Origin of the sequence: Streptomyces sp. NBC_01498 (genome assembly GCF_036327775.1) — a bacterium.
Classification (GTDB): Bacteria; Actinomycetota; Actinomycetes; order Streptomycetales; family Streptomycetaceae; genus Streptomyces.
Map to the genome: position 1 here is coordinate 531,668 of NZ_CP109598.1, position 23,825 is coordinate 555,492.

Below are 23,825 nucleotides of genomic sequence, written 5' to 3' on the forward strand. Positions count from 1 at the left end.
CGGGTCGGCCGACCGGCCAGTGGTGCCGTGCGGCTGGGACGGCCGGGCGATCGCCCACCCCGACATCGTTGTCGAAGGCGTCGCCCGCGTGCGCGCCACGGCCCTACAGGTGCGGCAGGCCCGAACGGAGCACCGCGTGCCGGGACACCGTCGGCCTAAGGCGTGCGAACGGCGTCGCCGCCGTACAACTGCCTGGTGAACGCGGAGATGTCGGCGGTGCGATCGGCACCGTCGAGGTTGTACGTCAGATAGACCCCGTACCCCTCGCTGACGGTGCGGCGGGCGAGGTCGGCCACCGTGCTCTGCGAGGTCCGCCCGATCTCGACGGCAGCCGGCGACAGCCTCGACTTCGGCAGGGCGATACGGGGGACCTGCCAGCTGCCGTAGTACGGGTTCCAGGCGTAGGTGAACCTGGAGGAGAGGTCGACGCCGCCGTAGGAGAGCCGCGACGCGGCCGGGCCGATGTTGTAGAGGCTGATGATCTTGTCCGGCATGTTCGCGCGCAGCGCCGTCACCAGGTGCACGAAGGAGCTGTCGTTGGGCTGACCGGTGCCGTTGGCGCCGTACTGGGCGTACTCGTCGTCGAAGTCGATGCCGTCGAGGCCGTACCGGGCCACGGCGTCCGACAGTTGCTTCGCGAATGCCGAAGCGGCCTGCTGATCGGGGAAGTTGGCGAAGCCCGCGCCCTCGTGGTTGCCGAGCACCGACAGGACGACCTTGATGCCCTTCTGCTGCAACGGCCGTATCTCCGTGGCGGCGTTGTCGAGGACCCGCCGCACGTTCTCGTTGAAGTGCAGATACGCCGCCTTCGTGCCCGTGTCGTAGTTGATGTTCGCCGCGAAGATCACGGCGACGTCGAAGACGTTGCCACCACCGCCGGCGAGGGTGTACTTGCCGACGTTGAGCATGCTGTTGTTGTTCACCTCGACGTACGCCACCGAGATCGGCCCTTGTTTCGCGGGGGCTGGAGCCGGGGCAGGGGCGGGGGCCGCTGCCGCCCCGTTCGTGGTGGCCGTGCCGAAGGCGAGCGCCGCGACGGCCGAGAGCGCGAGCGCCGCCGTCCGCAGTCTGCTCCGTACCGGAGTGAACATCATTGATCGGTCTCCCCTCGCATGGGTCGACGCCCGGCCCGTTCGCAGGCGCCGAGTGAGCCTTCCGAGTTTCCGCTCCCGCGCCCGAAGCCCGGGAATCTTGCGTGAACTCTTACGACTCCCACGTATGTTCCACGCCAACTCGACTTTTCAACAAGGGAGTTGGGGTCGCCCCATGCACCGGCCGCGGGGCGCCACGGGATCCCGCCGACCGAGCCCCGGTCCGGCGAGAACGCACCGTACGACACCACCCGCGGGAAGGGCAGTAGTGGCTCCCGAACACCCGTGGGAACGAAGGCGCCCGTGGGCCGATCTCGTCATGGATTCTCCGGACTTCGTTGGAGACCTCCCTGATCTCGGTGCGGGTGTGCGGCAGGGCAGCGCCGCGGCACCAGCCAGGCTCTGACGCCCCGACCGTCGTGGCCCCTGCGCAGAAAGCGCAGGAGCCACGGGGTCCCCGCCCTTGAGTCGCTTCACGGCCCAAGGAGAATCCGATACCGGCGCCGTCCACCCTGCTCTACGGGCAGGACCCGCGCTTCTGTGCGAGTACATACCCTTGCGAGGGATTTTCGATCTTGACATACACGGGCTTGGCGGAGTTCGTCCTGTCGTAGGTCATGGTCCACCGCTTCGCCAGGAGCGGAAACTCATTGAGGAATTCGACTTTGTAGCAGTACCCCGCGTCGATGCGCAGAGCGTCCCAGTCCTGGCTTACCGGAGTCCTTTCTCCGGTGTAGATCCATTTCGTGTCACCGGTGTTCACGCAGCCTTCGCTAGCGGTACCCGTTGTTCCGGTGCCGCAGTTCCAGTGCTTTACGGCCAGCACTCCGAGATGGCTGCCGTTGGTGAACTCGGAGCAGCCCGACCAGTCACACGCGCCGCCGGCTTGGGCAGTTGACGTTGACACCACGAACGCGAAGGAGGCGACGGTTGCCGTGATGGCAACCCTCCTGCCCAGATTCAGGAATCTCTCTCCGACCGACACACTTCCCCCAATTGCTCTTTGTGCAATGTGAGTTGAATAATGATCGCATCCGACTTGAGATGCAAGACTCTGCGCCGCGGTCATGTGCGTGAGGCGTGAGACGTGCCCCCCGTCAGCGAAAGTCCGTGATCGCTCCTAGCGGATGGGGAAATTCCGGAAATTCCAAGCGCTGCGCAGGATCCGTCCGACAAAGATTCTCTTCCCACGGCCCACAGACTGAAAGGCATCCGCTTTCGCATCGCCGGCTCTGTTCACGTACCAGCAGATTTCTCCGCTTCGGCAGGCGCCCATCCGTGAAGGCTTCTCTTCACGGCGAAACGTTCGCGGATGAGCGGAACGCCGAAGCGCCCGGCGATCACACGCATTCCGCTTTCGCACCGAGACCTGACGCGTCGAAACCAGCGGACGCAAAGGGGTTGGTGAAGTGCCACGCACCGTCCCGAACCGCTCGCATGCCTACTCACGGCATGAGGAAGTCGCTGAGGTTTCCGTCGCTGCCGGCGGCGTCCGGCGGTGTTGTCCGGGCGATGCGGTTCAGTTGTGTGGGGGTGTGGCCGGAGAGGGCACGGAAGTCCCGGCTCATGTGCGCCTGGTCGTGGTAGCCGCTCATGGCCGCGAGTTCGGCCAGCGAGCGGTACCTGTCGGCCGGCACGGTGAGGGCGCTCTGGAATCGAAGGATCCGGGAAAGGGTCTGGGGCGGGATGCCGACGTACTCGCGGAAGAGCGACTGGATGCGCCGTCGGCCCAGCCCTGTGGTTTCGGCGAGTTCGGACAGGGTCATCCTGCCGCCGCGGGCACGCAGCAGGCCCCATGCCTCGACCGCTGCGGTCGCGGGCGGGGGACGGCCGACACAGTGCCTGGTCAGGATGTCGTCAAGCAGGGCCCAACGCCCGGTCCAGTCCTGAGCCGTCGCGAGTTGTTCGGTGATTCTCCCGGTCCAGCCTGTACCCATGACCTCATCGGGGTGCACCAGTACCTGGGCAAGGTGGTGCAGGGGGATGCCCATACAGCGGTGGGCGCCGAGCGGAGTGAAGTCGACTTCGACCGCCTGCCCGGTGCCCGGATAGCCGCCCAGGACATGCGCGGTCCGCGGGCCCGCGATCATCGAGAGCCACCGGCCCGGCTCCCCGCCGCCCGGCCCCTCATACATCTCCAGGGGGGCCGCCCATCCCAGTACCAGCGTGACCGTGGCCGTGGGAAGCGTGACCCTCAGGCGCTCGCTCCCGGGCAGTCGGTACCCGCGGTATCCGACCACCTGCCCGCGCAGCACCAGCGACGCCGGACGCCGGATGTAGACCGGCTCACCCCCGCCCGCCAACACACCGTTCCCCCTCCGCCCGGCAGACCTCCCCCGGCCGACCCGGGACAGACAGGAAAGTGCGCCTTCGTACAAGACACCGGACCCGCCGGGAACGCAGTCTGGGCGAGCACCCCGGTCATGGTGAAGACAACGACCGGACAAACAAGCGGGTACAGAAACCGGACCCATCGAGTGAGGGCCGGTCCGGAGCATTCAACCGCTTACCAACCACAGATCTACGGAGAGGATCCACAGATGCGTATCCGTCGCGCCGCAACGGGAACGGCCCTCGGGGCTGTTCTCGCCATGGGCGCCATCGCTGCTCCCGCCCATGCCGCCCAGCCTCGGCCCGCCACGCTCTCGGCCGAAATCCAGACTTCCGCGGAGGGCCCGGCCGGCGCGACCGCCTACAGTTTCGCGGGTGCCTACCTCACTGCGGGCGCATGCGAGGTAGCCAGAGCGGGGAGGCCGGGACCGGCGAACCACCCGTCCTACTGCAGCCCGTACGGTGCCATGTACTACCTCTTCATCTGGGTCTGAGAAGCCACTTCGGCCTCCGGCACCCTGATCAGCACCCTGTGGGCTCCGGACCGGTGACGCCAAAGGGGCGTTGGATTTGAAACGCCGCACGGGCCGCGTTCCGGCCCGGCGTTGCCCGCCGCACCGGCCGGGTCTCACACTCGGCCGGTGCCGGAGCCCCGCAGAACCCCTTCCACCGGTGTAAAGAGCCCTGCCGACCCGGCCGACCGTGTGCGGACGACGGCGCTTCGTCGCCGTCTGCCGAGACCGACGGTCAGATGTGGTGGCACCCGTACCGGCGTCACGCCGGGACCGGGCAGCGAGCAGCCCTGCGTACGTGGCACGGGAGCTGGAAGCCGGGGCCGCCCGTGGTCGCGCGGCATTGGTATGACGCTCGCCGCAGGGGGCGAGCGTCTGGAGTGGGTCCGCCGGTCGCGGTCCGGGCAGGTCTTGCCGGACAGCTACCAGCAGTCCAGTACCGGGAGTTGCGAGCCGTAGCCGGGTCGGTCGGCGGTGGCCTGAAGACGGCCTTCGCGACGCGGGGTGCGATGAGAGAATGCGGTTTGTCAGGGGCATGCCGTTACTGTGCGGTGGGTCCCACCCGGTTCTCGACTCCTCGTGGGAGGAAGACGTGAGCACCAAGCGCACCAACCCCCTCAGACGCACCGCCCCACGCTTCCGGCGGCCCGTGACCGCCCTGGCCGTACTCGCCCTGTCGGCCGCACTGGGGCTGGCAGGCCCCCAGGCGGCGCAGGCCCAGCCGCAGACGTTCAGCGCCGCCGAGCTCGCGGCGGCGGGCGACGCCGTCCTCGCCGCCGACATCGCCGGAACGGCCTGGGGCGTCAACCCGGCGACCGGCACCGTCCTGGTCACGGTGGACAAGCGGGTGTCCGCCACCGAAGTGGCCGAACTGCGCAGAAGCGCGGGCGCGCAGGCCGACGCCCTCACCTTCGAGCGCACCGCCGGTACCCTGCAGCCACACCTCCAGGGCGGCGAGCCGGTCTGGAGCAACGCCGGCCGCTGCACCGCCGGGTTCAACGTACGGGCCGGCACCGCCGACTACTTCGTCACCGCCGGCCACTGCACCCAGGGCGTCTCCACCTGGTACACGAACGCGTCGCGCACCACCACCATCGGCCCGACCGCGGCGACCAGCTTTCCGGGCAACGACTACGGCATCGTCCGGTACACCAACCCCGCGGTACCCCGTCCCGGAACGGTCAACTGCGGCGGCACCATCATCGACATCACCGGCCCCGCGAACCCCACCGTCGGCCAGAGGATCTGGCTGGCCAGCAGCACCACCGGCTGCCACAGCGGTGCCGTCACCGGCCTCAACGCCACCGTCAACTACGGCGCGGGCGGGATCGTCAGCGGACTCATCCAGACCACCCTCTGCTCCGAACCCGGTGACAGCGGCTCCCCGGTGTTCACCCGCACCGGCGACGGCACGACAGGACTGGCCGTCGGCGTGCTCTCGGGCGGCTCCGGCAACTGCGCCTCGGGCGCCACGTCCTTCGTCCAGCCCATCAACGAGGTACTCGCCGCCTACGGCGCCGTCCTCACCTGAACAGCCCGGCGGCGCCCGGTGGGCTCCGCCCCGGCAGCGCGAAGGACCTCGGTGACTCTCCCGGGCATGTCGAAGGAACACCGCCGACTCGGGGCCGGAGAGTCCTGGTGAAGGCCGGAGTGCGGTCGGGCGGAGGGCCGTCGGCGGTACGGAAGACGCTGCCGCTGCCGCTGCGGCTGCCGTGCTCGCGGGGCAGGACGGCGATGAACCCGGCCTCCGGGAACGGGGCGCGGACGGTGTCCTCGGGGCAGCGTCTTGTCCACCGTTGGGACGAACTTGGGCGCCGTTCCCCCGCCGAGACGAGCGGTCGGTGCTCGCGCAGGTCCCGGACGACCGTTCGTGCCGAGCCGCGCCGCCTCACGTTCGCTCTGGCTTTCGACCGGTCGGACAGGGTGAGACCGCTTCATACGCCTTGCCTCGGAGCTCCGTGCGTGCCCGCGTCGGCGGGACGGAACGCAGTCACGCATGCGTCCCGTCGACGGCGACGCGGCCGGACGCCGTTCCCCTTCTCGGGATGCCGGGTGAGGTGGGCCCTCACACCCAGGCAGGGCGCGGTGCGGCGCACCTCTGGCACTTCGCACGGGCACCCTGGCCGGCGCCGATCCGTACGTCAGAGGCGGGTCGGACGGGACGGGTGTTCCATGGCCAGGCCGCCCGTCTGACGGACGGTGACGTCCCACCCGGCCTCAGTGAACGCCCGGCGGAACTCCTCCTCCACGGCCTTCCGACGAGGGGCTCGGCGGGAGGCCACACGGACAAGGCACCCGCCGCTGGTGTACGAGATCAGCACGCTCGAACTCGGGAGGCTGATGCGGAGCAAACCGATCGCGGTGAGCGCGTCGGCAATCGGAGCGGCGGCGGCGGAGATGAAGCTGGCGGCGGACACCGGGTCTCCCAGCAGTCGAGGGTGGGCGAAGCGACTCTCGGGTTCCCGCTGCGCGCCTCTTCACCGACTCGGCCCCCGGCACCACGTGCCGAGTCGGGCGCCGGACGACCGCGCCCGCTCCGGCGGGGCTCACGCCCCGGAAGGCGCGCTCCGGTGCAGCTTCACGGCTCTGGGGAGCACAGCACCTCGCTCACCCTCCCGGCAGAAAATCTGTCACGGCGAAGGTAGACATGTGGGCCTCGGCGGGGTTAGTGTTCTGTCCGTAGCCAAGAGGTCGAGCAGGACCGGCAGGGATGAACTGCCGGTAGCGGTACCGATAAGTGCAGGTCGGTACGGTGGTGGAGTTCCGGAGCCAGAGCGGTTGCAGGACGGCGACGGGACTGACGGCCGGACCGGGCAGCCCGCAGGATCAGGGGCCGCCACAGCAGTACCGCAGTACGCACAAACAGCAGGGCAGGACCAGTGGTCCCCCGGTAAAGGCGCCGACTGCGGGCGCGCGTACCGGGAAGTCCGACGGTGGGGTTCCAAGCCGGAGCAGAAGCGCGACGGGCGACGGGGCCGGCCGCCGGAGAGTGACGCTCCCTCAGGTCACCAGCGGTTCGCATCACCAGCAGTACAGAGCAGTGCGCGGTACCAGCAGTAAGCAGTCAGGTAATTGGTCAAGAGGGAGACGGAGGAGCCGAGCACCATCAGGATCGCCCGGGCGGAATGACTGAGTCCGGGTACCGCAGGACATCGACAGTGAGGTGGTCTCCGGTCAAGCAACCGCGATCCCCGCATTCCCCGTCCTCTCCCGGACAGCCGTGCGGACACAGAAGCCCGGCACAGGAAAACAGCCGGCAGATGGTGTAGCAATTCCTTCGGGGCCCTGGTGCCGTACGGCACCAGGGCCCCTCCAGCATGATTCACAGAGAGGCACAATGACAGCGGGCAACTCCATCGACCGACTCAACGACGACGACTACCCCGCCTACACCATGGGCCGGGCCGCCGAGATCCTCGGCGCCACCCCCGCCTTTCTCCGCGCCATCGGCGAAGCCCGCGTCATCACCCCGCTGCGCTCCGAGGGCGGACACCGCCGCTACTCCCGGTACCAGCTGAAGATCGCCGCCCGAGTCCGCGAACTCGTCGACCAGGGCACCCCCGTCGAGGCCGCCTGCCGCATCGTCATCCTCGAGGATCAGCTCGACGAAGCACAGCGCATCAACGAAGAACTCCGCAACTCACCCTTGACCGCACGCCGGACGCCTGACAGAGCGGTCCCGCGTTCCGCGACCGCGCCCGTTCTACGGGCACCGATGTCCGAGGGCCACACGGGTGACCCGGCCGAGGGTGGTGACGGCCGTCGCCTTGCCCCGACGGCCATGTTCACTTCGGTGGCCGCCCGTTCTGAAACGGTCTCCGGTAGCCTCCGCCCTGGGCCGGGCCGCACGGAAGCGGCCCGGCCGCGGAGCTTCGCCCCATGCGCGTCCGGGCCACTCCGAGCTCCCACCGGGTCCTCGGCGATCTCATCCTTGGGCAGGTAGAGGCGGTCGGCGAGTTCACCGGCGAACAGGTTCCTGCCGAGACGGGCACTCAGTTCGTCGCAGGCCCGGGTGATGTCGCCGGTCAGCTCCCGCAGCCGGCGAGGCACGAGCGCCGCCCAGGTGGTGTCGCGGAAATGCCGCCTCGTCTCGCGGAAAAATGCGGTGGGCGCGGGGTGGGCACCGTCCGTCAGCGGACGCCGCGGGTGGGCGGAACACGGGACCCGGGTGTTTCCCACGAGTCGGCGGGCCCGTCGGCGCCGCCCTGGTGCGGCAGTACGCCGGTGGCCGGTGATCCGTCCCCTGTGGGCTTCGTGGGTCGAGAGGGTTCACGCCTGGAGCCGATCCCGAGGTACTGGAGTGTGCCCCGCAGCGCTTGCGCGCAGAGACGCCGCAGCGCGAGATAGAAGCGGTCGGGCAGGAAGACCAGGTCCGCGACGATCATCGCACCGGAGAACAGCGGCAGCCCCATCAGTACCGCGATCCCCAGATGCATGCCCAGCATCATCGCCAGGACGGGGTACTTGAGCCTGCCGAACAGCACGAACGGGAACGCGACCTGGAGCAGCACCGTCGCGTAGGCGGTGATCGCGAGCAGTACCGTCTGCTCGTCCGCGATCCGGGAGAGCTCGGGCCAGGGCCGGAAGAGATCGAGGTTCAGTACGTAGTGCATGGCGGTCCCGCCGCCCCACGTACCGCCCTGCACCTTGTAGAGGCCCGCCGACCCGTAGAGGAAACAGACCTGGACGGCGATGACGATCAGTCCGCAGTTGTGCAGCACCGTGACCAGCGTGGTCCGCGCCTGACGCAGTTGACCCGGCGGTTTCCTCGTACGGCCGTCGTCGGCCGCCGTGTGGCGGGCCGCGCGGCGGGCGTCCAGCGACCAGCGCCGGCCGCAGGCGGTGAGCACGAGGTAGAAGACCATCAGCAGGATCAGGTTGTCGCCGCCGTCCGTCATGAAGATGGACCGGGCGTGGAACGAGGCCACGAGAAGGGCGAAGAGGATGGAGATCGCGCGGGTCCGCCAGCCGAGGGCGAACAGCGCGGCGGTGACGACGGCGAGCGCGTAGCAGAGCTCGAAGTACGTACGGCTCTCCGACAGGGAGAGGATGCTGGCCCAGCCGGTCTGCTCGTAGAGCTGTGCCGCCAGTCCAGGGGTCCAGGGTGAGCCGGGCCCCCAGATCTCGTCGCGGTGCGGGAACTCCCTGAGGAGGAAGCCCAGATAGAGCAGGCCGTAGCCGATGCGCAGCACGGCCGCGGCGTACAGGGAGATCGGCTGTTCCGTCAGCAGGGCGTACAGGTGCCTGCCCCGTGCGCGTGGGGAGAGCTGTTCAGTTGCCATCGGGGGTCACCTTCCACCAGGGCAGCAGCCGGGTCTCGGCGGGTTTCGGCGGCGCCTGTGCCGTGGTCGTGGCGTTCGTGCGCGGGGCGGTGACGGGCACGGTGACCACCCGGAGCTGGATATGGGCGATGCGCTCGCCCGAGCGGTCGTCGGCGTGCTCGGTCATGCGGGCCACCGCGATGTTGCGCAGATACTTCTGGAGCATCACGGCGCGTTCCGAGCGCGGCTCGTCGCTGCCTCCGTGCAGTTCGAGGTACGACGTCCAGGCCCGGCGCAGTTCGTTCTGCGCGGTGTGACTGGGGAACGGGCTGTGCTCGACCGCCGTGTGGTCCACGGCCGAGAGGTCGAACCACTGGCTCACCCGGACCGTCCCGTCGGCCTCCGTGTGGGCCGAGCGCGCGGAGATCCGCCGGTTGACGGAATCCGGATCAGGGGCGAAGAGCTTCCAGTTCTGCTCGAAGAGCGGATAGACCCAGGCGTTGATCTGCGCGCTGTAACGCTGGGAGACGGCGTTGGAGGGTGCGATGTGGAGGAAAACCAGCACCGCGTGGGTCAGCACGGCCGTCAGGCAGAGGCATACGATCGTGCGGATTCCCGCTCTCAGTACGCGGGACATGACCGGCACGTCCGCGGCATCGGGTTCACCGTCCCTCAGTGAGAACGGTCTTTCAGCCCTGTCGACCGCTACTGCTCCCGCCGATTTCACCGGCTCCGACGATTCAACCGAATCGACCGATTCCACCGAATCAATTCTGCCCGGCACCGGCACCCACCCTGTCTTTTTCATATCAGCTACTCACGCCCGGAATTCTCGCGGGGGATTTCTTGTGCGCCGCGCGGCGGAACCGGAGTGGTTCCGCCGCGCGGCGCGATCCCTGGCCGGCTTGGTCAGGCCAGGTGCTCGGGCTTGTCGCCGTAGCCGCCGTGCTCGGGCTTGTCGCCGTAGCCACCGTGCTCCGGCGGCTTGTCGCCGTAGCCGCCCTCGTCGTGGCCGTAGCCGTGGTCGGGCTTCCCCGGGGGCTTCCCGCCGTGGCCGCCGCCGGTGTGACCGCCGTGACCGCCGCCGTTGCCGCCGGTGATGTTGCCGCCGGTGGTGTTGCCGACCGTGTTGCCGCTGGTGTTACCGGTCGTGTTGCCGGAGATGACGCCGCCGGAGGGCCCGCCGGTCGTGCCGCCTGTCGGGCCGCCCGTGGTGCCGCCGGTCACGACGCCGCCGAGGACGCCGCCCAGCACTCCGCCGGTGGTCGTACCGGTCGTCGCGCCCCCGAGCACACCGCCGAGGACGCCGCCGAGGACGCTGCCCGTGGTGCCGGTGGTCGTACCGGTCGTGGTGCCCGTGGTGGTACCGGTCGTCGTGCCCGTGGTCGTACCGGTCGTCGTACCGGATGTGGTGCCGCCCGCGCAGGTGGAACGGGTGATCCGGTTGGTGTCCAGGGTCACCGAGCCGTTACGCGCCAGGGCGCGCCCGTCGATGGTCGCCCCGGTCGTGGCACTGATCGAGGTCAGGGCCAGGATGTTGCCGACGAACGTCGAGTTGGTGCCCAGGGTGGCCGAACTGCCGATCTCCCAGAACACATTGCACGCCTGCGCGCCGTTGATGAGCGCGACCCGGCTGGCGGAGGCCGTCGTCAGCCCGGAGCCGACCTGGAAGACCCAGACGGAGTTGGGGTTGCCCTGCGCGTCGAGGGTGAGGGTGCCGGTCAGACCGAGCGTCGACGAGGCGGTGTAGACACCGGGAACGAGCGTCAGGCCGCCCGCGTCCGGCGGCAGTACCGCGTCCGTGGCCTGTCCGGCGGCGTTGTTGAACGCGGTCACCAGGTCGGCCTTGGCCTGGAGGGCCACCGCGTCGGCGGAGTGCTGGGCGCCGTTGACCAGACCGGGCGGGAATCCGCTGATCGCCGTTCCGGGGCTCACCCCGATGTCGCCGGTGATGACCGAGGGGCCGGTGTTGGTGATCGACTCTCCGGCCAGAACGGCGAAGGCGTCGGCCGTACCGAGCGGAACCGGTGTGGCGATGGCGAGCGCCTGGGTCGGCGTCACCGCGACCATGGCAGCGGCGACCGTCGTCGTGAGCACGGCGGTGAACCATCCGGAAATGGATCGTTGTCGAGCCGCGCCAAGGGTATTGAGCTTCATCGAGACCATTTCTGTGGGGATACGGGGGCCTGCCGGGCCGCTACCGATCGCCCGGAAAACCTTCATTCTGTCGCGGGCAGAGTAAGCATTGATTTCCTTCCGACGGAAATAGACACAGCCGAGTTCCAACGAGTTTCATTTTCAATATTGTGAGAATATTCCACACACACGCGAATCCGAGGAAATCCCCGAGGTTTTGATTTGGGCGAAAAATTTCGAGCAAGTCTCTGCCACGCCGCCGATCCCACGATCTGAACGCGACGTCCGGTGACTCGACCGGCGGCGTGAGGCTCGTCCAGCTCTCGCCGTCCCGCAGGCTGGCCGCTGTCACCCTCTCCCGGCGGGAGGGCCGGCCGGTGACGAGGTTGTCTCCTGGGCGTCCTGCGAGGATGAGCGCGTGGCGGATCCGGCTGGGCGGAGATCTGGGCCGATCTGGCCCAAGCAACAGGACGAAGCGTTCCCGCTGACGGAGAGCGGTCGCACCCGCCCGTGGCAGAGGCGCGACCTGCACCTGCACTCCATGGCCACTGTGTTGTCGTCCCTCATGGCCGAGGGCTAGCAGGACATGGGTGATTCGCGCACCGCCGTGACGCAGGCGCGCACCGCCGGCTTCTGCGCCCGCCAGTCCGAGCACCCGGGGCTCATCGCCCTGGTCGACGGACTCCAGTCGTTCATCTCCTACTGGGCGAACAGGCCGGAGGACGCGCTCCACTACGCGCGGAAGGGTACGTAGGAAGACTCCGGCGTGCGGGGGACGGTGTCCGTCTGGCTCCCGGGTTTGGAGGCCGGAGCGGCGGCCCTGCTCGGTGACGAAAGCACCGTCCGCGCGGCCAACGAGCGGGCGGAGACTCCGCGGGAGCGGGTCGTGCACAACGACCTCGACGCCCTGGGCGGCTTGTTCACCTGTCCGGAGGCCAAGCAGAGTTACTACACGGTCGAGTCGGCCGTACTGCTCGGCCGTGCAGACGCGCAGATCGCGGCCGCTCCTCGGCCGAGGCCGAGGAGACGGTGAAGCGATTCAGCGACCCCGAATTCCCGGGCTGGGCCTTCGGGGACCTGGCCGGCTCTCAGTGCAACCTCGCTCTGGTCCGCCTCTTCGCCGACAATCGGGACGGAGCTGCCGAGGCCGTTCGGCCCGTTCTCGACCTCTCCCCCGGCCACCGGAACAACGGCATCGCCGTCTCGGCCGAACGTGTCCGGGACGCCCTCGTCGGCGGCGCCGCGCGCGACGCCGCCGTGGCACGGGACCTGAGCACGGAGATCTCCATGTTCCAGCCCGTACGACCGGCACTTCTGCGCTAGGAGTTGTCTTCAAATGTCACGCCCACATCAGGAGCGAGGCGAGGGTGACGGCTGCTTGGTAGGACTCGGCGGTCTTGTCGTAGCGGGTGGCGATGCCTCGCCATTGCTTCAAGCGGTTGAAGCATCGTTCGACCGTGTTGCGCTGCTTGTAGAGGTGTTTGTCGAAGGCCGGCGGTCGTCCGCCGCGGCTGCCGCGCCGGAGCCGGTTGCGGATCTGGTCGGCCCGTTCCGGGATGGTGTGGCTGACGCCCCGCCGCCTGAGCCAGGCCCGGATGGCCTTGGAGCTGTAGCCCTTGTCGCCCAAGAGGTGGTCGGGCCGGTTCCGTGGCCGTCCCGGGCCGAGGCGGGGCACCCGTATCGCGTCCATCACGGCCGTGAACTGGGTGCAGTCGTTGGTGTTCCCGCCGGTGACAGTGAAGGCGAGCGGACGCCCCATGGCATCGCACGCCAGATGGATCTTGCTGGTCAGGCCACCTCTGGAGCGTCCGAGTGCGGGGCCGCGGAGCCCCCTTTTCGCGCCCCGGCGGCGTGCTGGTGGGCGCGGACGATGGTGGAGTCGACCGACACGAGCCAGTCGATGTCCCCGTCGGCGTCCGCCCGGCACTGGGCGGCTCGGAGCATCCGCTCAAACGTGCCGTCCAGTGCCCACCGGCGGAACCGGGTGTGCAGCGTGGCCCACGGACCGTACCGCTCGGGCACGTCACGCCAAGCGGTCCCGGTGCGGAACTTCCACACGATCCCGTTGAGCACCGTGCGGTCGTCCAACCGCTTCCTGCCCCGCAACGACTCAGGCAGCAGCGGCCGGACGAACTCCCACTCGGCATCCGACAGTTCATGACGACGTATCACCCAACCATGATCCACCACTCAAGATCATTTGAAGACACGCCCTAGAAAGCTGCGGGCACAGTCCGGTGGCATGTGGCCGGTCAGCCGCACAGCCCCGCGCCTGGAACTCCGCGAGTTCACCACCGAGGACGCTGACGCCGTCTTCGCGATCTACGGAAGCGACGAAGCGACGGAGCACCTGTCGTTCGAGCCGCGCTCCCGCGACGAGGTCGGGCAGATCCTCGAACGCTCCGTCGCATCGGCTGCCGCCGTGCCGCGCGTCGAATTCGCCCTTGCGGTGGTGGAGCGCGACGGGGGTGAACTGATCGGGTTCGCACGCCTCGCGACAGATCCACACCAACAGCGCGCCGCCACGATCGGCTTCGCGCTGCGCCCGGACCGGTCGGGCATCGGCTACGGCGTCGAGACCGTGCGTCTCCCTCTCAGGCTCGGATTCAACGAGTTGGGCCCCTACCGGATACGGGGCGCACGCTCGGCGCTCAACTCTGCCTCCGCCAGGACCATGGCCAACCGCCGGAATGAAAGAGGAGTACACGATCCGAGAACACATCCGGAAGAACGGCATATGGCGCGACTCGGTCGCGCAGGCCATCCTCGACCACGAATGGTCCATACGCTCTCCCTCTGAAACCGAGCGCATCAGGTTCGCACTGATCAACTGACAAGACCCCCAGCACGGACTTGCCGCAGACTGGGGGTTCGTCTCGTTTCCCAGGCCGTGGTTGGCAAAGCCAGTTGCACCAACACCCCTCGGATAGTGCGCATCTCGTTCAGCGAACACGTCGAACAGCAGGCGAGGAACCGACTGTCAGCGTCCCTGATGGTGCGCAAGAGACACCACCCACCGCAGCCAGCGCCGACGACCGCGCGAAGCTCATCGAGCCCGTCAGATATCCAGCCGATCACCACGCGCGCTACGCTCGCACGGTGACGAACTGCGATCTCGCCGCCGCGGCAGCAAAGAAACTGCAAAGCCCGTACTAACCCGCAGGTCGCGAAGTGTCCTCCCCGCCCGCGCGGGGGTGTTCCGAATGTCCAGTGACGAGCCCGTACCCGCCCCCGGTCCTCCCCGCCCGCGCGGGGGTGTTCCGCGAGCCTGGACTGACCGCGCGGGCGAGGAGCCGTCCTCCCCGCCCGCGCGGGGGTGTTCCAACCCCGTCGCCATCTACATGGACCTCATCCGCGTCCTCCCCGCCCGCGCGGGGGTGTTCCGCAGGTGGCGCCGCCGCTGGAGCCGGTCGACGAGTCCTCCCCGCCCGCGCGGGGGTGTTCCGCACCAAGCGTAGGTCGTGGTTCTCACGTGTCCGTCCTCCCCGCCCGCGCGGGGGTGTTCCACCGCCGGCGACCGCCGCCGCATTCCTGTCGACGTCCTCCCCGCCCGCGCGGGGGTGTTCCACCGCCGGCGACCGCCGCCGCATTCCTGTCGACGTCCTCCCCGCCCGCGCGGGGGTGTTCCGGCGAGGGGGACCGGGCGCGGGCGGTTGAAGTGGTCCTCCCCGCCCGCGCGGGGGTGTTCCGCCTGTGACCGGAGCCGGGGGCAGTGAGTCGGCGTCCTCCCCGCCCGCGCGGGGGTGTTCCGGACGCGCAGGTCGTGGCCGCGCGCCCGTTCGTGTCCTCCCCGCCCGCGCGGGGGTGTTCCGGGAGCGGGCTTCGATGCGGAGAGTGTGGACGTGTCCTCCCCGCCCGCGCGGGGGTGTTCCGTGCGGGTGGGCCTCCAGCTCGGGGGTGTCGACGTCCTCCCCGCCCGCGCGGGGGTGTTCCGAAGAGGACGGCACGGCGGCTTACCGGGCCTGGGTCCTCCCCGCCCGCGCGGGGGTGTTCCGCAGTGCTGGCCGGACTGCTGACGTTGCAGGAGGTCCTCCCCGCCCGCGCGGGGGTGTTCCGGACTTCCCGTGCTCACCACTACGCTGGCCGACGTCCTCCCCGCCCGCGCGGGGGTGTTCCACCGCCTCCCCCGGCTACCAGCGGACCCTCGCCGTCCTCCCCGCGCGCGGGGGTGTTCCGTTCGCGGTCGTCCTGGTCCTGGGCGTATCCTCCCCGCCCGCGCGGGGAGTGACCAGGGTCGCATCAGGCGCTCCCAGGCGCCTTCGCTTGCCGCCAGCGCGATGGTCTAGCCCGAGGTCAAAATGCCAGTCGGACGGATGGTCCGGCAGATGACTAGCCATCAGAAAGCCAGCATTCGGTCAGCATTGATCCTGGAAAATCCTGTTTCGGCAGGCCGCACATGGGACTCCGCACCCCTCCTCCCGGGACGCTCGGCAGCCCGTTACTCAGGTCCCCGCAGGCCATGTTCGACAGGAGGGGATACCAAGCCTCACGAGGAGTCATAACATTCCTTGAGAAGGACAAAAGGCCTGTTCAGCGCACCCGACCCCGGGGTTTCAGCGGGGCAGTGGGGAGCGCCGGGGCGGAGAGGCGAGGGCCGTCGAAGCCGTGGACATCGCCGAAGCGATCGCCCGCGATCCACGCCTCGCGGGCCTCTACGATCTCCTCGTCCGACCGGCCGATGAAGTTCCACCACATCACGATCTCCTCCTCGAACGGCTCGCCGCCCAGGAGCATCAGGCCGGCCTCGGAGTCCGTACGGAGGGGGAGTTCGGTGCGGCCGCAGCCGAGGTAGAGCATCGAGCCCGCCGGGACCGGGACGCCGTCGACCCGGGCCTCGCCCGACATCGCCAGGACCGCGTATTCGAAGTCCGGGTCGAGGGGCAGCCGCGCGTCGGTGCCCGGGGTGAGGGTCAGGTCGGCGCCGACCAGTGGGGTGTACGTCGTGCCCGGTGAGGTGGCGCCGTCCAGGGTGCCCAGGATGACGGTGGCCGTCAGGCCCGGGGCCGTGACGACGGGGAGGTCCGTGTGGTGCTGGAAGTGCGGCTCCGTGTCGCGGTGGGCGTCGGGGAGCGCGACCCACAGCTGGGCGCCGTGGAGCAGCCGGGCGTGCGGGCGGGGGCTCTCCTCGGAGTGGCTGATCGCGCGGCCCGAGGTCATCAGGCCCAGTTCCCGGGGCCGTACGGTCTGGAGGCTGCCCAGGCTGTCGCGGTGCAGGACCTCGCCGTCGTGGAGCCAGCTGACCGTCTGGAGACCCATGTGCGGGTGGGGCGGTACCTGCATGCCCGGCTCGTCGGCGATGTCGTCGGGGCCGTAGTGATCGACGAAGGCCCACGCGCCGACCATCCGGCGCCCGAGGTTGGGCAGCAGTCGGCGGACCTCGGTGGATTCGCCGAGCGTGACGCGCCGGGGGCTGAGGAGTTCGCGCACCGGCTCGGCGACGACGAAGCCACGGCCACCGCAGACGGAGGGCGTCGCCTGACGATCAAGATTGCTCATGACGCCCAACCTAAGCCCGTCCGGCGCCCGTCGGCAGCATCCCCTCGATAACGGTACGGGCGATAGTGGAATGTTCAACGACACCGTCGTGTTGGAGCCGACGGAAGCAGTGACCGGGTACGGAAACAACGACCGGCCCGGCCGGCCAGGCTTGAAGGAGGACACGTGAACAGCTCGTACTACGACGTCGGGACGTCCGCCGAGCGCTGGACGCGTGCTCAGCAGTTCTTCGACGCGCGGGAGTACGTCCCCGCCGCCGCCATCCTCGAAGGGCTGGTGGCCGAGGTCCCGGAGCAGGTCGCGCCGCGGCTGCTGCTCGCCCGCGCCTACTACCACTCCGCCCGGCTCCGCAAGGCCGAGACCGAGCTGCTCGCCGTACTGGAGCGCGACCCCGTCGAGCAGTACGCGCGCCTCATGCTGGGCCGCACGCTGGAGCGGCAGGGCCGGGTGGCCGACGCCGCGCCGCAGTTGCGGATGGCCGCCGCGCTGGGGGGCGAGTTCCCCGCCGTGTGACGGGGCACCGGACCCACCGGAGGAGTGCTCCTCAGCGGGTCAGCATCAGGAAGGCTGAGGGAAACCTTCGGCACCTCAGGACAGCGCCGTCAGCCGTCGGCGGGCCGGGCCGAGCGCCCGGCCCCTGGCCGGGACGCCGGACCAGGGGCGGGTGCGGGCCTGCTCCAGCACGTTCGTCACCGTCCAGCTCCGCGCGTTGACCGCACGATCCCGCACCTGGTCCCAGCTGACCGGCGTCGCGACCGGGGCGCCTTCCCGCGCCCGTACGGAGAAGGGGGCCACGGCGGTCTGCCCGTACGCGTTGCGCTGGATGTCCAGGTAGAGCCGGCCACCGCGCGCGTCCGTGCGCTGCTCCGTGGTCAGCCGGTCCGGGTCACGGGCCGCGAGGACGCCGGCCACGTCCCTGGCGAAGGCCCGTACCTCGTCGTGGCCCGTCCGGCCGTCCAGCCGGACGCTCACATGCAGGCCCTTGGAGCCGGTCGTCATCGGCGCCGACGGCAGGCCCAGTTCGTCGAGCAGGTCGTGGAGCAGCAGCGCGGCGGCGCGTACGGGCTCGAAGTCGTCGCGCGCCGGATCGAGGTCGAACACCAGCCGGTCCGGGAAGTCCGGGCGGTCCGCCCGGGACAGCGAGCGGTGGAAGGTGACGCTCGCCTGGTCGGCGAGGAACACGAGCGTCGCGGTGTCGTCGCACACGGGGTGCGTGACGGTCCCGCCCTTCTTCGGCATCTCGGCCCGGTGTGCCCAGTCGGGATAGTTCCCCGGAACGTTCTTCTGCATGAAGTGGGGACCGCCGACACCGTCCGGATACCGCTCCACCGTCAGGGGTCTGCCCTTGATCTCCGGCAGCATGTAGCGGGCGACGGAGCGGTAGTGCTCGACAAGATCCGCCTTCGTGAGGGCGGATCTCCCGCCGACAGCGCCGCCGTCACCGCCGCCGTCCCCACCGTGCGCGTCGGCGCCGACCCCGTCGCCGGGGAAGAGGACCTTGTACGGGCGGTGGATCCGTACGGTCCGGTCGCCCGCCCGTACCTCGGTCTCCGCCGGGCCGCCCGGGTCCCCGCCCGTGGCGCGCCCGCGTCCTCTAGTGGGCACGGGGTCGCCGCGTACCGCCCGGCGCCGACGCCTGCCTGCCGCGTGGCGCGGGCACGTTACGGCGGCCGTTGCGGCGCAGCCGACGGCGTTCCTCCTCGTCCGTACCGCCCCAAACCCCGGACGTACGGCCGGTGTTGAGGGCCCAGTCGAGACACCGGCTCTCCACCGGGCAGGAATGGCACACCGCCTTGGCGCGCTCGACCTGTTCGGCGGCGGGGTCCGAGTCCCCCACCGGGAAGAACAGTTCGGGATCGGCGCCCACGCAGGCCGCGTCCCGCAGCCATTCCCACGTGTCCGCGCCCGCTCCGGTCCGGTCCTCGTCGGTCGTGATCCTCTGATCGATGTTCAGCCGCGCAGTCATTCAGTCCTCTCCCCGCACCACGTTCCAGTCCTGGTCCACCGTCTCCTGGTGTTCCTTGCGGTCTCTCGCCTCGTGGTCGCGCGCCGGGAGGCGGGCCGGCTGGCAGGTCCGCAACCGCCCCTCGCGCTCGGCCGCTCGTCGACGACGGGCCGTTATGAGGCCCTGGTCGGTTTCCATCTCAGGCTCCTTGTCTTCGCGCCACAGGCGCGGGCTCACCGGTCGGGTACCCGACGTTCCGGCACCGAAAAGCGGGGGCCGGGCCGGGCCGGAAGGCTTCGGCCGTGCTGCCTCCGGTTCGGGTTCGGGTTCGGGTTCGGCGGTCGATACGGGTCCGCCACGGCTGCGACAGGACTGCGCCACAGGCGCGACACGACTCCGGTCCGGTCGGCGTACGACTCCGGATCCGGCCCCGGACTCGGACCTGGCGGGCCGGCCGACCGCGAAGTGCCCCCCGCCGTAGGCGAGTTGCGCCGCGTACGGGTCGCGTACGAACCGCGTACGAGTCGCGCGCGTGCGGCTTGCGCGGGGCAGACCCGTCAGGCCGAGATCAGCGACGGCAGCGGCACGGACTCGGGCTGCGACGCCGGGGACGCGACCGGCTCCTTGGCCGACGTGTCGGTCCCGCCGTCGGGCACGACGGGCAGCCGCAGCACGTTCTGCGGCGCCTCGACGCTCCTGGTGAACCAGACGACCTTGCCCTCCACCGTGCCGCACGTGCCCCAGCTGTCGCTGAGGGAGGCGAGACGCGCGAGTCCGCCGCCGCCCCCCGAGGGCAGCCGGGGAAGTTCGGGGCCGTTGTCCGAGACGGCGGTCGTGAGAAACCGGCCGGTCCAGCGGAGCTCGACCATGCACTTGTTGTCCGTGCCGACATGCCGGTGGACATTGGTCAGCAGTTCGCCGATGCCCGAGCAGACCGGGTCGACGTGCGGGTCGAGATCCCAGTGCCGGAGGTGCGCGGCGACGATGCGCCGGATCTGCGTCACGCGCTCCGGAGAGGCGTGCAATTCCACGACGTAGTAACGGTCGTGTGGAATCGTCATGGTCGAGGCTCCTCACACAGAGGCCCACGTGCTTCACCTCGTTGTACCAACGAGCCCCGAACACGAAGCGTGAGCATTTGCCACTCTTGGGTCACTGAAAAGACTGACCCGAGGGAGCCGAATGCGCAACTTGTCGGATTTGCGGCCATCGCTCCCCGTCACGCCTTGTGCACCGTTCGTGCATCGCTACGGTGCACCGGACACGGTTCAGGAACGGCGGCCGGCCAGCCGTAGCTGGACCTCCTGCTCCTGGTCGCCCGCCGCCGTCCCGAGGACCTCCACCGCGAACGCGCCGGTCAGCTCCTCCTGGAGTCTGGCGACCGCCCAGTAGCCGCCCTGGATCTCGGCGGTCACCGGTCGGGTCAGCGGCGTCGGACCGGGCCGCTCCCGTACGTCCGACACGTCGAAGGTCGAGCTCCACACCGTCGGCCGGGCGCCCGCCCGCTCCTGCGGCCGGTCGTCGGGCGCGCGGTCGGAGGCGAAGACGGTGCGCAGTGCGCCGAACACGGCGTGCGCGTCCTGGGTCTCGCAACCGCTGAGTTCCACCGTCACCTCGCCGGCTCCGTCGTGTGCCGTCGCGGGGTGGGGCGCGGAATCGGGTGTGGAATGGGGTGTGGGGTCGTGCGCGGGGTCGTGCGAGCTGTTCACCGTGGCTCCTCCGCTGATAGGGGTGGTGGGCCGTGCCTAGCCCGAAGGTTCGTCGGGGACGGCCTCTTCAGGGGTCTCCGGGTCGTCGGGCGTGTCCGGTTCGACGGTGTCCATGTCTTCGTCGATGTCCACGTCCAGCGGGTCGTCCCCGGGCGGGCGGGCGTGCTGATCGGGCAGATCCCTCGGGACGGCCTCCTGGTCGCCCTCGTCGTCGTCCGGATGTCGGTTGCTCATTCTGTTTCCCTTCGTCGCGGGCCCTCGCCGGGGCCGGGCGGGTCCTCGCCGCCTACCCGATCACGTACCGGGGAACCGGACGATCGGCGCCCCTTCCCCGTCCTTGTCCGCTGCCTCGTGCCTCCCGCCCCTCGTCTCCCGTCCGCCGGTCAGGGCCCGCCGAGGTCCGGTCAGTGGTCAGCGGTCCGTCAGAGTGAAAAGTCCGCCGTCCGGGTCCCGCAGCGTCACCTGTTCCACGCCGTCGCGCCCCCGCTCCTTCACCGCCACCACGCCGCCGCCGAGCTTCTCGGCGGTCTCCGCGGCGGCCCCGAGCGACCGCACGCCGTCCACGGGGAACGCCACGTGCCAGCGGGGACGCAGATGCGGGTTCAGCGCGGCCTCGACTCCACCGCTGCTCATCCGGGCCACGACATGCCCCGGCCCGTGGCCCGTACGGAGCACGACGGCGTCCTTCTCGTAGCTGACGTCGATGCCCCCGGAACCGTCCTCGGCCCACCGCAGCACCTCGCCGTAGAAGATCGCCGAGGCGATGGCGTCGTGGGTCCGCAACTCCAGCCGGACGGGCGGCGCGCCGCGCCGGGCGGTCACGTCGGGCAGCGGCTCGCCCTCCCAGAAGCCGAAGACCGCGCCGTCCCGGTCGGCGGCGAGCGCCGCCCGGCCCATCTCGAAGGACAGGGGGCCCACGGCGACGGTGGCACTGCGTTCCCGGATCCGGGCGGCCGTCGCGTCGACGTCGCTCACCACGAAGTACGGCGTCCAGGCCACGGCGATCCGCAGGGCGGAGGCGAGGGCGCCGATACTCGCGACCGGTACGCCGTCGGTCTCGGCCACCACGAACTGGTCACCGGTCCTGGCCGGGCGGAAGGTCCAGCCGAGCACCGCACCGTAGAAGTTCCGTGTGTCGGCGAGGTCGCGGGCCAGCAGGCTCGCCCAGCACGGCGCCCCGAACACAGGATGCCTCGGTGCCATGGGCGCTCGCCTCACTCCGGTCGTGCCAGTGGAAGCCCCCGCGCTCCCGCGCGCTCACTGACGACTGTGCCAGCAGTGCGGGCGGCCCGCATGTCGCCCCCTGGGAGGGCCGGTCCGGGGGTGGGCCGGGGCCTCTCCCTGCGGGCGCGGCGGATCGCTGTGACCATGGACGGAACGGGGAGGGGCGGAGCGGGGAGGGGGCGGCGAAGCGGGCTGCTGTGCATCGGGCGGCCCACCAGCGTCGCGCACCGCTTCCGCGTACCCCTCGGGACCTCAGGCCGCAGGGCCGCCCCGGGACCTGTCACCGCTCCGGTCGCCGATTCGGCCAGGGTGCGCGGGGTACACGTGGCGCAGCGGCCGGTACGAGACGGTCGGCTCGCCCGGACGAAAGGAGGGTCCGTCATGCCGCGAGGATCCAGTCCCAAGCGTGAACGGCAGTACGCGCACATCAAGGAAAGCGCCGAGAAGCGCGGCGAGAGCACGTCGCGTGCCGAGGAGATCGCCTCCCGGACGGTCAACAAGGAGCGGGCGAGGCACGGCGAGTCGAAGACCGCGTCGCGCGTTTCCACCGAGGACATGTCGTCCGGCCGGCGCGGCGGTCGCCGCTCGCACAGCGGCGCGCAGGGCCCCACGTACGACCAGTTGTACGCGGAGGCCAGGCGCCGCGATCTGGACGGCCGTTCCACGATGAACAAGGAGCAGCTCGCGCGGGCGCTGAACGGCTGAACAACCGCTGAGGCGCCCCTCGACACAACACGGCACCACACAACTCGGCACATACAACTCGCCACGCGACAGGCGCGGGTGACGACTCGTCAACGAAAACTCATAGGTGGCGAGTTGCGACTCACGGCTCACGAATCCCGGCACATTCCGCGCCGTGGTGGACCGAACAGGCCCCGCGTACAGCGCAGTTGACGCATCACCGGCGGTCACCGTCTACCGGGTGGCCGCCGGTTCCGATTGATCGTCTTCCGATCAACCCTCATCTTGACCCTCATCGACTCGACAGTGGGCGGACGTGAACCAGAAAGAATCCGACTCGAAGACCCGCATCACCATCCTCGTCGCCCTCGCCGCGAACATCGTCATCGCCGCCGCGAAAGCCGTCGGCGGTCTCCTCTCGGGGTCGCCCGCACTGCTCTCCGAGGCCGCGCACTCCGTGGCCGACAGCATGAACGAGGTCTTCCTGCTCACCGCGCTGCGCCGCAGCCGCCGCCCCGCCGATCGCAGGCACCCCTTCGGCTACGGCAAGGAGCGCTACTTCTGGTCCCTGCTCGCGGCGGTCGGGATCTTCGTCATGGGCGGCTGCTTCTCCTTCTACCAGGGCTATCACGCGCTGGCCTCGGACGACGGGGAGCAGCCGAGCGGCTACACGGTCGGCCTGATCGTCCTGGCGGTGGCGCTGATCGCCGAGGGCAGTTCGCTGCTCCGCGCGCTCCATCAGCTCCGCAAGCAGGCGGGCAGCGACAAGGACCCCGCCGTACGCACCGTCGTCGCCGAGGACGCGACCGCCGTGCTCGGTGTGCTGCTCGCCATGGCGGGCATGGTGCTGCACCTGGTCACCGGGGAGGTCGTCTGGGAGGCGGGCGCGTCCTTCGGTATCGGGCTGCTGCTGGTGTACGTGGCGTATCGGCTGGGGGCCGAGGCCCGCGTCCAACTCGTCGGTGAGTCGGTCGATCCGGAGTTGCGGGGCCGTATCGTCGCGCTGCTCGACGCCCAGCCGGAGATCGACAACGTCGCCGAACTGCTCACGATGCGGCTGGGGATGGACTCGGCGCTCATCGCGGCGCGCATGGATCTGGTGCCGGGGTTCGACAGCGAGGAGATCGAGCTGATCTGCGTACGGATCAAACGCTCGGTGGTCAGGACCTGGCCCGAGGCCGACCATGTCTTCCTCGACATCACGGAGGCACCGTCGGACACGGACACGGATACGGACACGGATACGGATACGGACACCGGCACCGGCACCGACGCGGACGCGGACAGGGGCACGGACGGGAACACCGAGTCCGGGACGCCGGCCGGGTCCGCGTCCGGGACGCCGCCCCGCCCCCTGGTCGAGTCCGAGGCACGGCCGGGCGGCGCGTCGTAGCTCCGCCCCGGCGCCGAGACGGCCGGGACGGGGCCGGAAGCGT

The 23,825-nt window shown here is 70.0% G+C and carries 23 protein-coding genes, 2 pseudogenes and 1 CRISPR repeat array; of the genes and pseudogenes, 9 read left to right on the forward strand and 16 right to left on the reverse strand.

All coding sequences use genetic code 11. From position 1 onward, the window contains the following. Positions 1–155: 155 nt before the first annotated feature. From OG875_RS01890 to OG875_RS01900, 3 genes are all read right to left on the reverse strand, one after another. Entirely contained in the window at positions 156–1,091 is a 936-nt protein-coding gene (locus OG875_RS01890; RefSeq protein ID WP_330177562.1) for an endo-beta-N-acetylglucosaminidase H, read from the reverse strand. Positions 1,092–1,608: 517 nt separating this feature from the next. Beyond that, positions 1,609–2,160, reverse strand: coding sequence for a hypothetical protein (locus tag OG875_RS01895; RefSeq protein ID WP_330172451.1), 552 nt, complete (start codon positions 2,158–2,160; stop codon positions 1,609–1,611). A 376-nt stretch (positions 2,161–2,536) separates the two neighbouring features. After that, positions 2,537–3,397, reverse strand: a complete 861-nt coding sequence (locus OG875_RS01900) for a helix-turn-helix domain-containing protein (RefSeq protein WP_330172452.1) — start codon at positions 3,395–3,397, stop codon at positions 2,537–2,539. Positions 3,398–4,526: 1,129 nt separating this feature from the next. Between OG875_RS01900 and OG875_RS01905 the strand changes: the two genes are divergently transcribed. Then, entirely contained in the window at positions 4,527–5,465 is a 939-nt protein-coding gene (locus OG875_RS01905) for a S1 family peptidase (protein ID WP_330172453.1), read from the forward strand. 610 nt (positions 5,466–6,075) lie between these two features. Here the strand turns inward: OG875_RS01905 and OG875_RS01910 are convergent. Beyond that, complete coding sequence (locus OG875_RS01910; protein WP_330172454.1) at positions 6,076–6,351, reverse strand: hypothetical protein; 276 nt, start codon at positions 6,349–6,351, stop codon at positions 6,076–6,078. A gap of 920 nt (positions 6,352–7,271) precedes the next feature. On the opposite strand from OG875_RS01910, the pseudogene OG875_RS01915 reads away from it, so the two are divergent. Beyond that, positions 7,272–7,580, forward strand: a pseudogene (locus tag OG875_RS01915) (MerR family transcriptional regulator); the annotation flags it as partial. 484 nt (positions 7,581–8,064) lie between these two features. Here the strand turns inward: OG875_RS01915 and OG875_RS01920 are convergent. The 3 genes from OG875_RS01920 to OG875_RS01930 form a co-directional block, all read right to left on the reverse strand. Then, positions 8,065–9,216 (reverse strand): HTTM domain-containing protein, encoded by a 1,152-nt coding sequence (locus OG875_RS01920; protein ID WP_330172455.1) that lies wholly within the window; start codon positions 9,214–9,216, stop codon positions 8,065–8,067. After that, entirely contained in the window at positions 9,206–9,832 is a 627-nt protein-coding gene (locus tag OG875_RS01925; protein ID WP_330172456.1) for a DUF5819 family protein, read from the reverse strand. Before OG875_RS01925 ends, OG875_RS01920 begins: the two co-directional genes overlap by 11 nt. 272 nt (positions 9,833–10,104) lie before the next feature. Then, positions 10,105–11,352, reverse strand: a complete 1,248-nt coding sequence (locus OG875_RS01930) for an ice-binding family protein (protein ID WP_330172457.1) — start codon at positions 11,350–11,352, stop codon at positions 10,105–10,107. Positions 11,353–11,917: 565 nt separating this feature from the next. Here OG875_RS01930 and OG875_RS01935 point away from each other — a divergent pair. Genes OG875_RS01935 through OG875_RS01945 form a run of 3 tightly spaced genes read left to right on the forward strand, consistent with a single transcriptional unit; the run spans position 11,918 to position 12,654 of the window. Continuing rightward, positions 11,918–12,085 carry a hypothetical protein gene (locus OG875_RS01935; protein ID WP_330172458.1) on the forward strand — a complete coding sequence of 56 codons (168 nt, stop codon included), beginning with the start codon at positions 11,918–11,920 and terminating at the stop codon, positions 12,083–12,085. A gap of 12 nt (positions 12,086–12,097) precedes the next feature. Next, entirely contained in the window at positions 12,098–12,364 is a 267-nt protein-coding gene (locus OG875_RS01940) for a hypothetical protein (protein WP_330172459.1), read from the forward strand. Further along, complete coding sequence (locus tag OG875_RS01945) at positions 12,361–12,654, forward strand: hypothetical protein (protein WP_330172460.1); 294 nt, start codon at positions 12,361–12,363, stop codon at positions 12,652–12,654. Before OG875_RS01940 ends, OG875_RS01945 begins: the two co-directional genes overlap by 4 nt. A 16-nt stretch (positions 12,655–12,670) precedes the next feature. On the opposite strand, the gene OG875_RS01950 is transcribed toward OG875_RS01945, so the two are convergent. Beyond that, positions 12,671–13,500 (reverse strand): IS5 family transposase gene (locus OG875_RS01950; RefSeq protein ID WP_330177563.1). Its coding sequence is split into 2 segments (ribosomal slippage): positions 12,671–13,161 and positions 13,161–13,500, totalling 831 coding nucleotides; the frame shifts between segments, so codons are not numbered across the junction. A gap of 73 nt (positions 13,501–13,573) precedes the next feature. Here OG875_RS01950 and OG875_RS01955 point away from each other — a divergent pair. Continuing rightward, positions 13,574–14,131: a GNAT family N-acetyltransferase gene (locus OG875_RS01955; RefSeq protein ID WP_330172461.1), complete on the forward strand. Its 558-nt coding sequence runs from the start codon at positions 13,574–13,576 to the stop codon at positions 14,129–14,131. Positions 14,132–14,504: 373 nt separating this feature from the next. Then, positions 14,505–15,448: a CRISPR direct-repeat array (repeat unit 29 nt; unit sequence GTCCTCCCCGCCCGCGCGGGGGTGTTCCG). A 413-nt stretch (positions 15,449–15,861) separates the two neighbouring features. Here the strand turns inward: OG875_RS01955 and OG875_RS01960 are convergent. Next, positions 15,862–16,827: a pirin family protein gene (locus OG875_RS01960; RefSeq protein WP_330172462.1), complete on the reverse strand. Its 966-nt coding sequence runs from the start codon at positions 16,825–16,827 to the stop codon at positions 15,862–15,864. Positions 16,828–16,992: 165 nt separating this feature from the next. Here OG875_RS01960 and OG875_RS01965 point away from each other — a divergent pair, with 165 nt between their 5' ends. Next, on the forward strand, positions 16,993–17,340 hold the full coding sequence (locus OG875_RS01965) for a tetratricopeptide repeat protein (RefSeq protein ID WP_330172463.1): 348 nt from the start codon (positions 16,993–16,995) through the stop codon (positions 17,338–17,340). 75 nt (positions 17,341–17,415) lie between these two features. On the opposite strand, the gene ligD is transcribed toward OG875_RS01965, so the two are convergent. From ligD to OG875_RS02000, 7 genes are all read right to left on the reverse strand, one after another. Further along, positions 17,416–18,432 carry a non-homologous end-joining DNA ligase gene (gene ligD, locus OG875_RS01970; protein ID WP_443079045.1) on the reverse strand — a complete coding sequence of 339 codons (1,017 nt, stop codon included), beginning with the start codon at positions 18,430–18,432 and terminating at the stop codon, positions 17,416–17,418. Further along, positions 18,422–18,763: a WhiB family transcriptional regulator gene (locus OG875_RS01975; protein WP_443079235.1), complete on the reverse strand. Its 342-nt coding sequence runs from the start codon at positions 18,761–18,763 to the stop codon at positions 18,422–18,424. Before OG875_RS01975 ends, ligD begins: the two co-directional genes overlap by 11 nt. Positions 18,764–18,793: 30 nt before the next feature. After that, positions 18,794–18,970, reverse strand: coding sequence for a hypothetical protein (locus OG875_RS01980; RefSeq protein ID WP_330172464.1), 177 nt, complete (start codon positions 18,968–18,970; stop codon positions 18,794–18,796). A gap of 359 nt (positions 18,971–19,329) precedes the next feature. Further along, positions 19,330–19,833, reverse strand: a complete 504-nt coding sequence (locus OG875_RS01985) for an ATP-binding protein (protein WP_330172465.1) — start codon at positions 19,831–19,833, stop codon at positions 19,330–19,332. Positions 19,834–20,040: 207 nt separating this feature from the next. Continuing rightward, positions 20,041–20,481 (reverse strand): hypothetical protein, encoded by a 441-nt coding sequence (locus OG875_RS01990; RefSeq protein WP_443079046.1) that lies wholly within the window; start codon positions 20,479–20,481, stop codon positions 20,041–20,043. 36 nt (positions 20,482–20,517) lie between these two features. After that, the gene (locus tag OG875_RS01995; RefSeq protein ID WP_330172466.1) at positions 20,518–20,715 is read right to left on the reverse strand and encodes a hypothetical protein; all 198 of its coding nucleotides are present in this window, start codon (positions 20,713–20,715) and stop codon (positions 20,518–20,520) included. Between the two features lie 177 nt (positions 20,716–20,892). Next, the gene (locus tag OG875_RS02000; protein ID WP_330172467.1) at positions 20,893–21,684 is read right to left on the reverse strand and encodes a VOC family protein; all 792 of its coding nucleotides are present in this window, start codon (positions 21,682–21,684) and stop codon (positions 20,893–20,895) included. Between the two features lie 402 nt (positions 21,685–22,086). Here OG875_RS02000 and OG875_RS02005 point away from each other — a divergent pair, with 402 nt between their 5' ends. Together OG875_RS02005 and OG875_RS02010 are read left to right on the forward strand one after the other, a co-directional pair. After that, entirely contained in the window at positions 22,087–22,410 is a 324-nt protein-coding gene (locus OG875_RS02005) for a plasmid stabilization protein (RefSeq protein ID WP_330172468.1), read from the forward strand. 295 nt (positions 22,411–22,705) lie between these two features. Next, positions 22,706–23,602: pseudogene (locus tag OG875_RS02010) on the forward strand (cation diffusion facilitator family transporter); the annotation flags it as partial. Between the last annotated feature and the right edge of the window lie 223 nt (positions 23,603–23,825).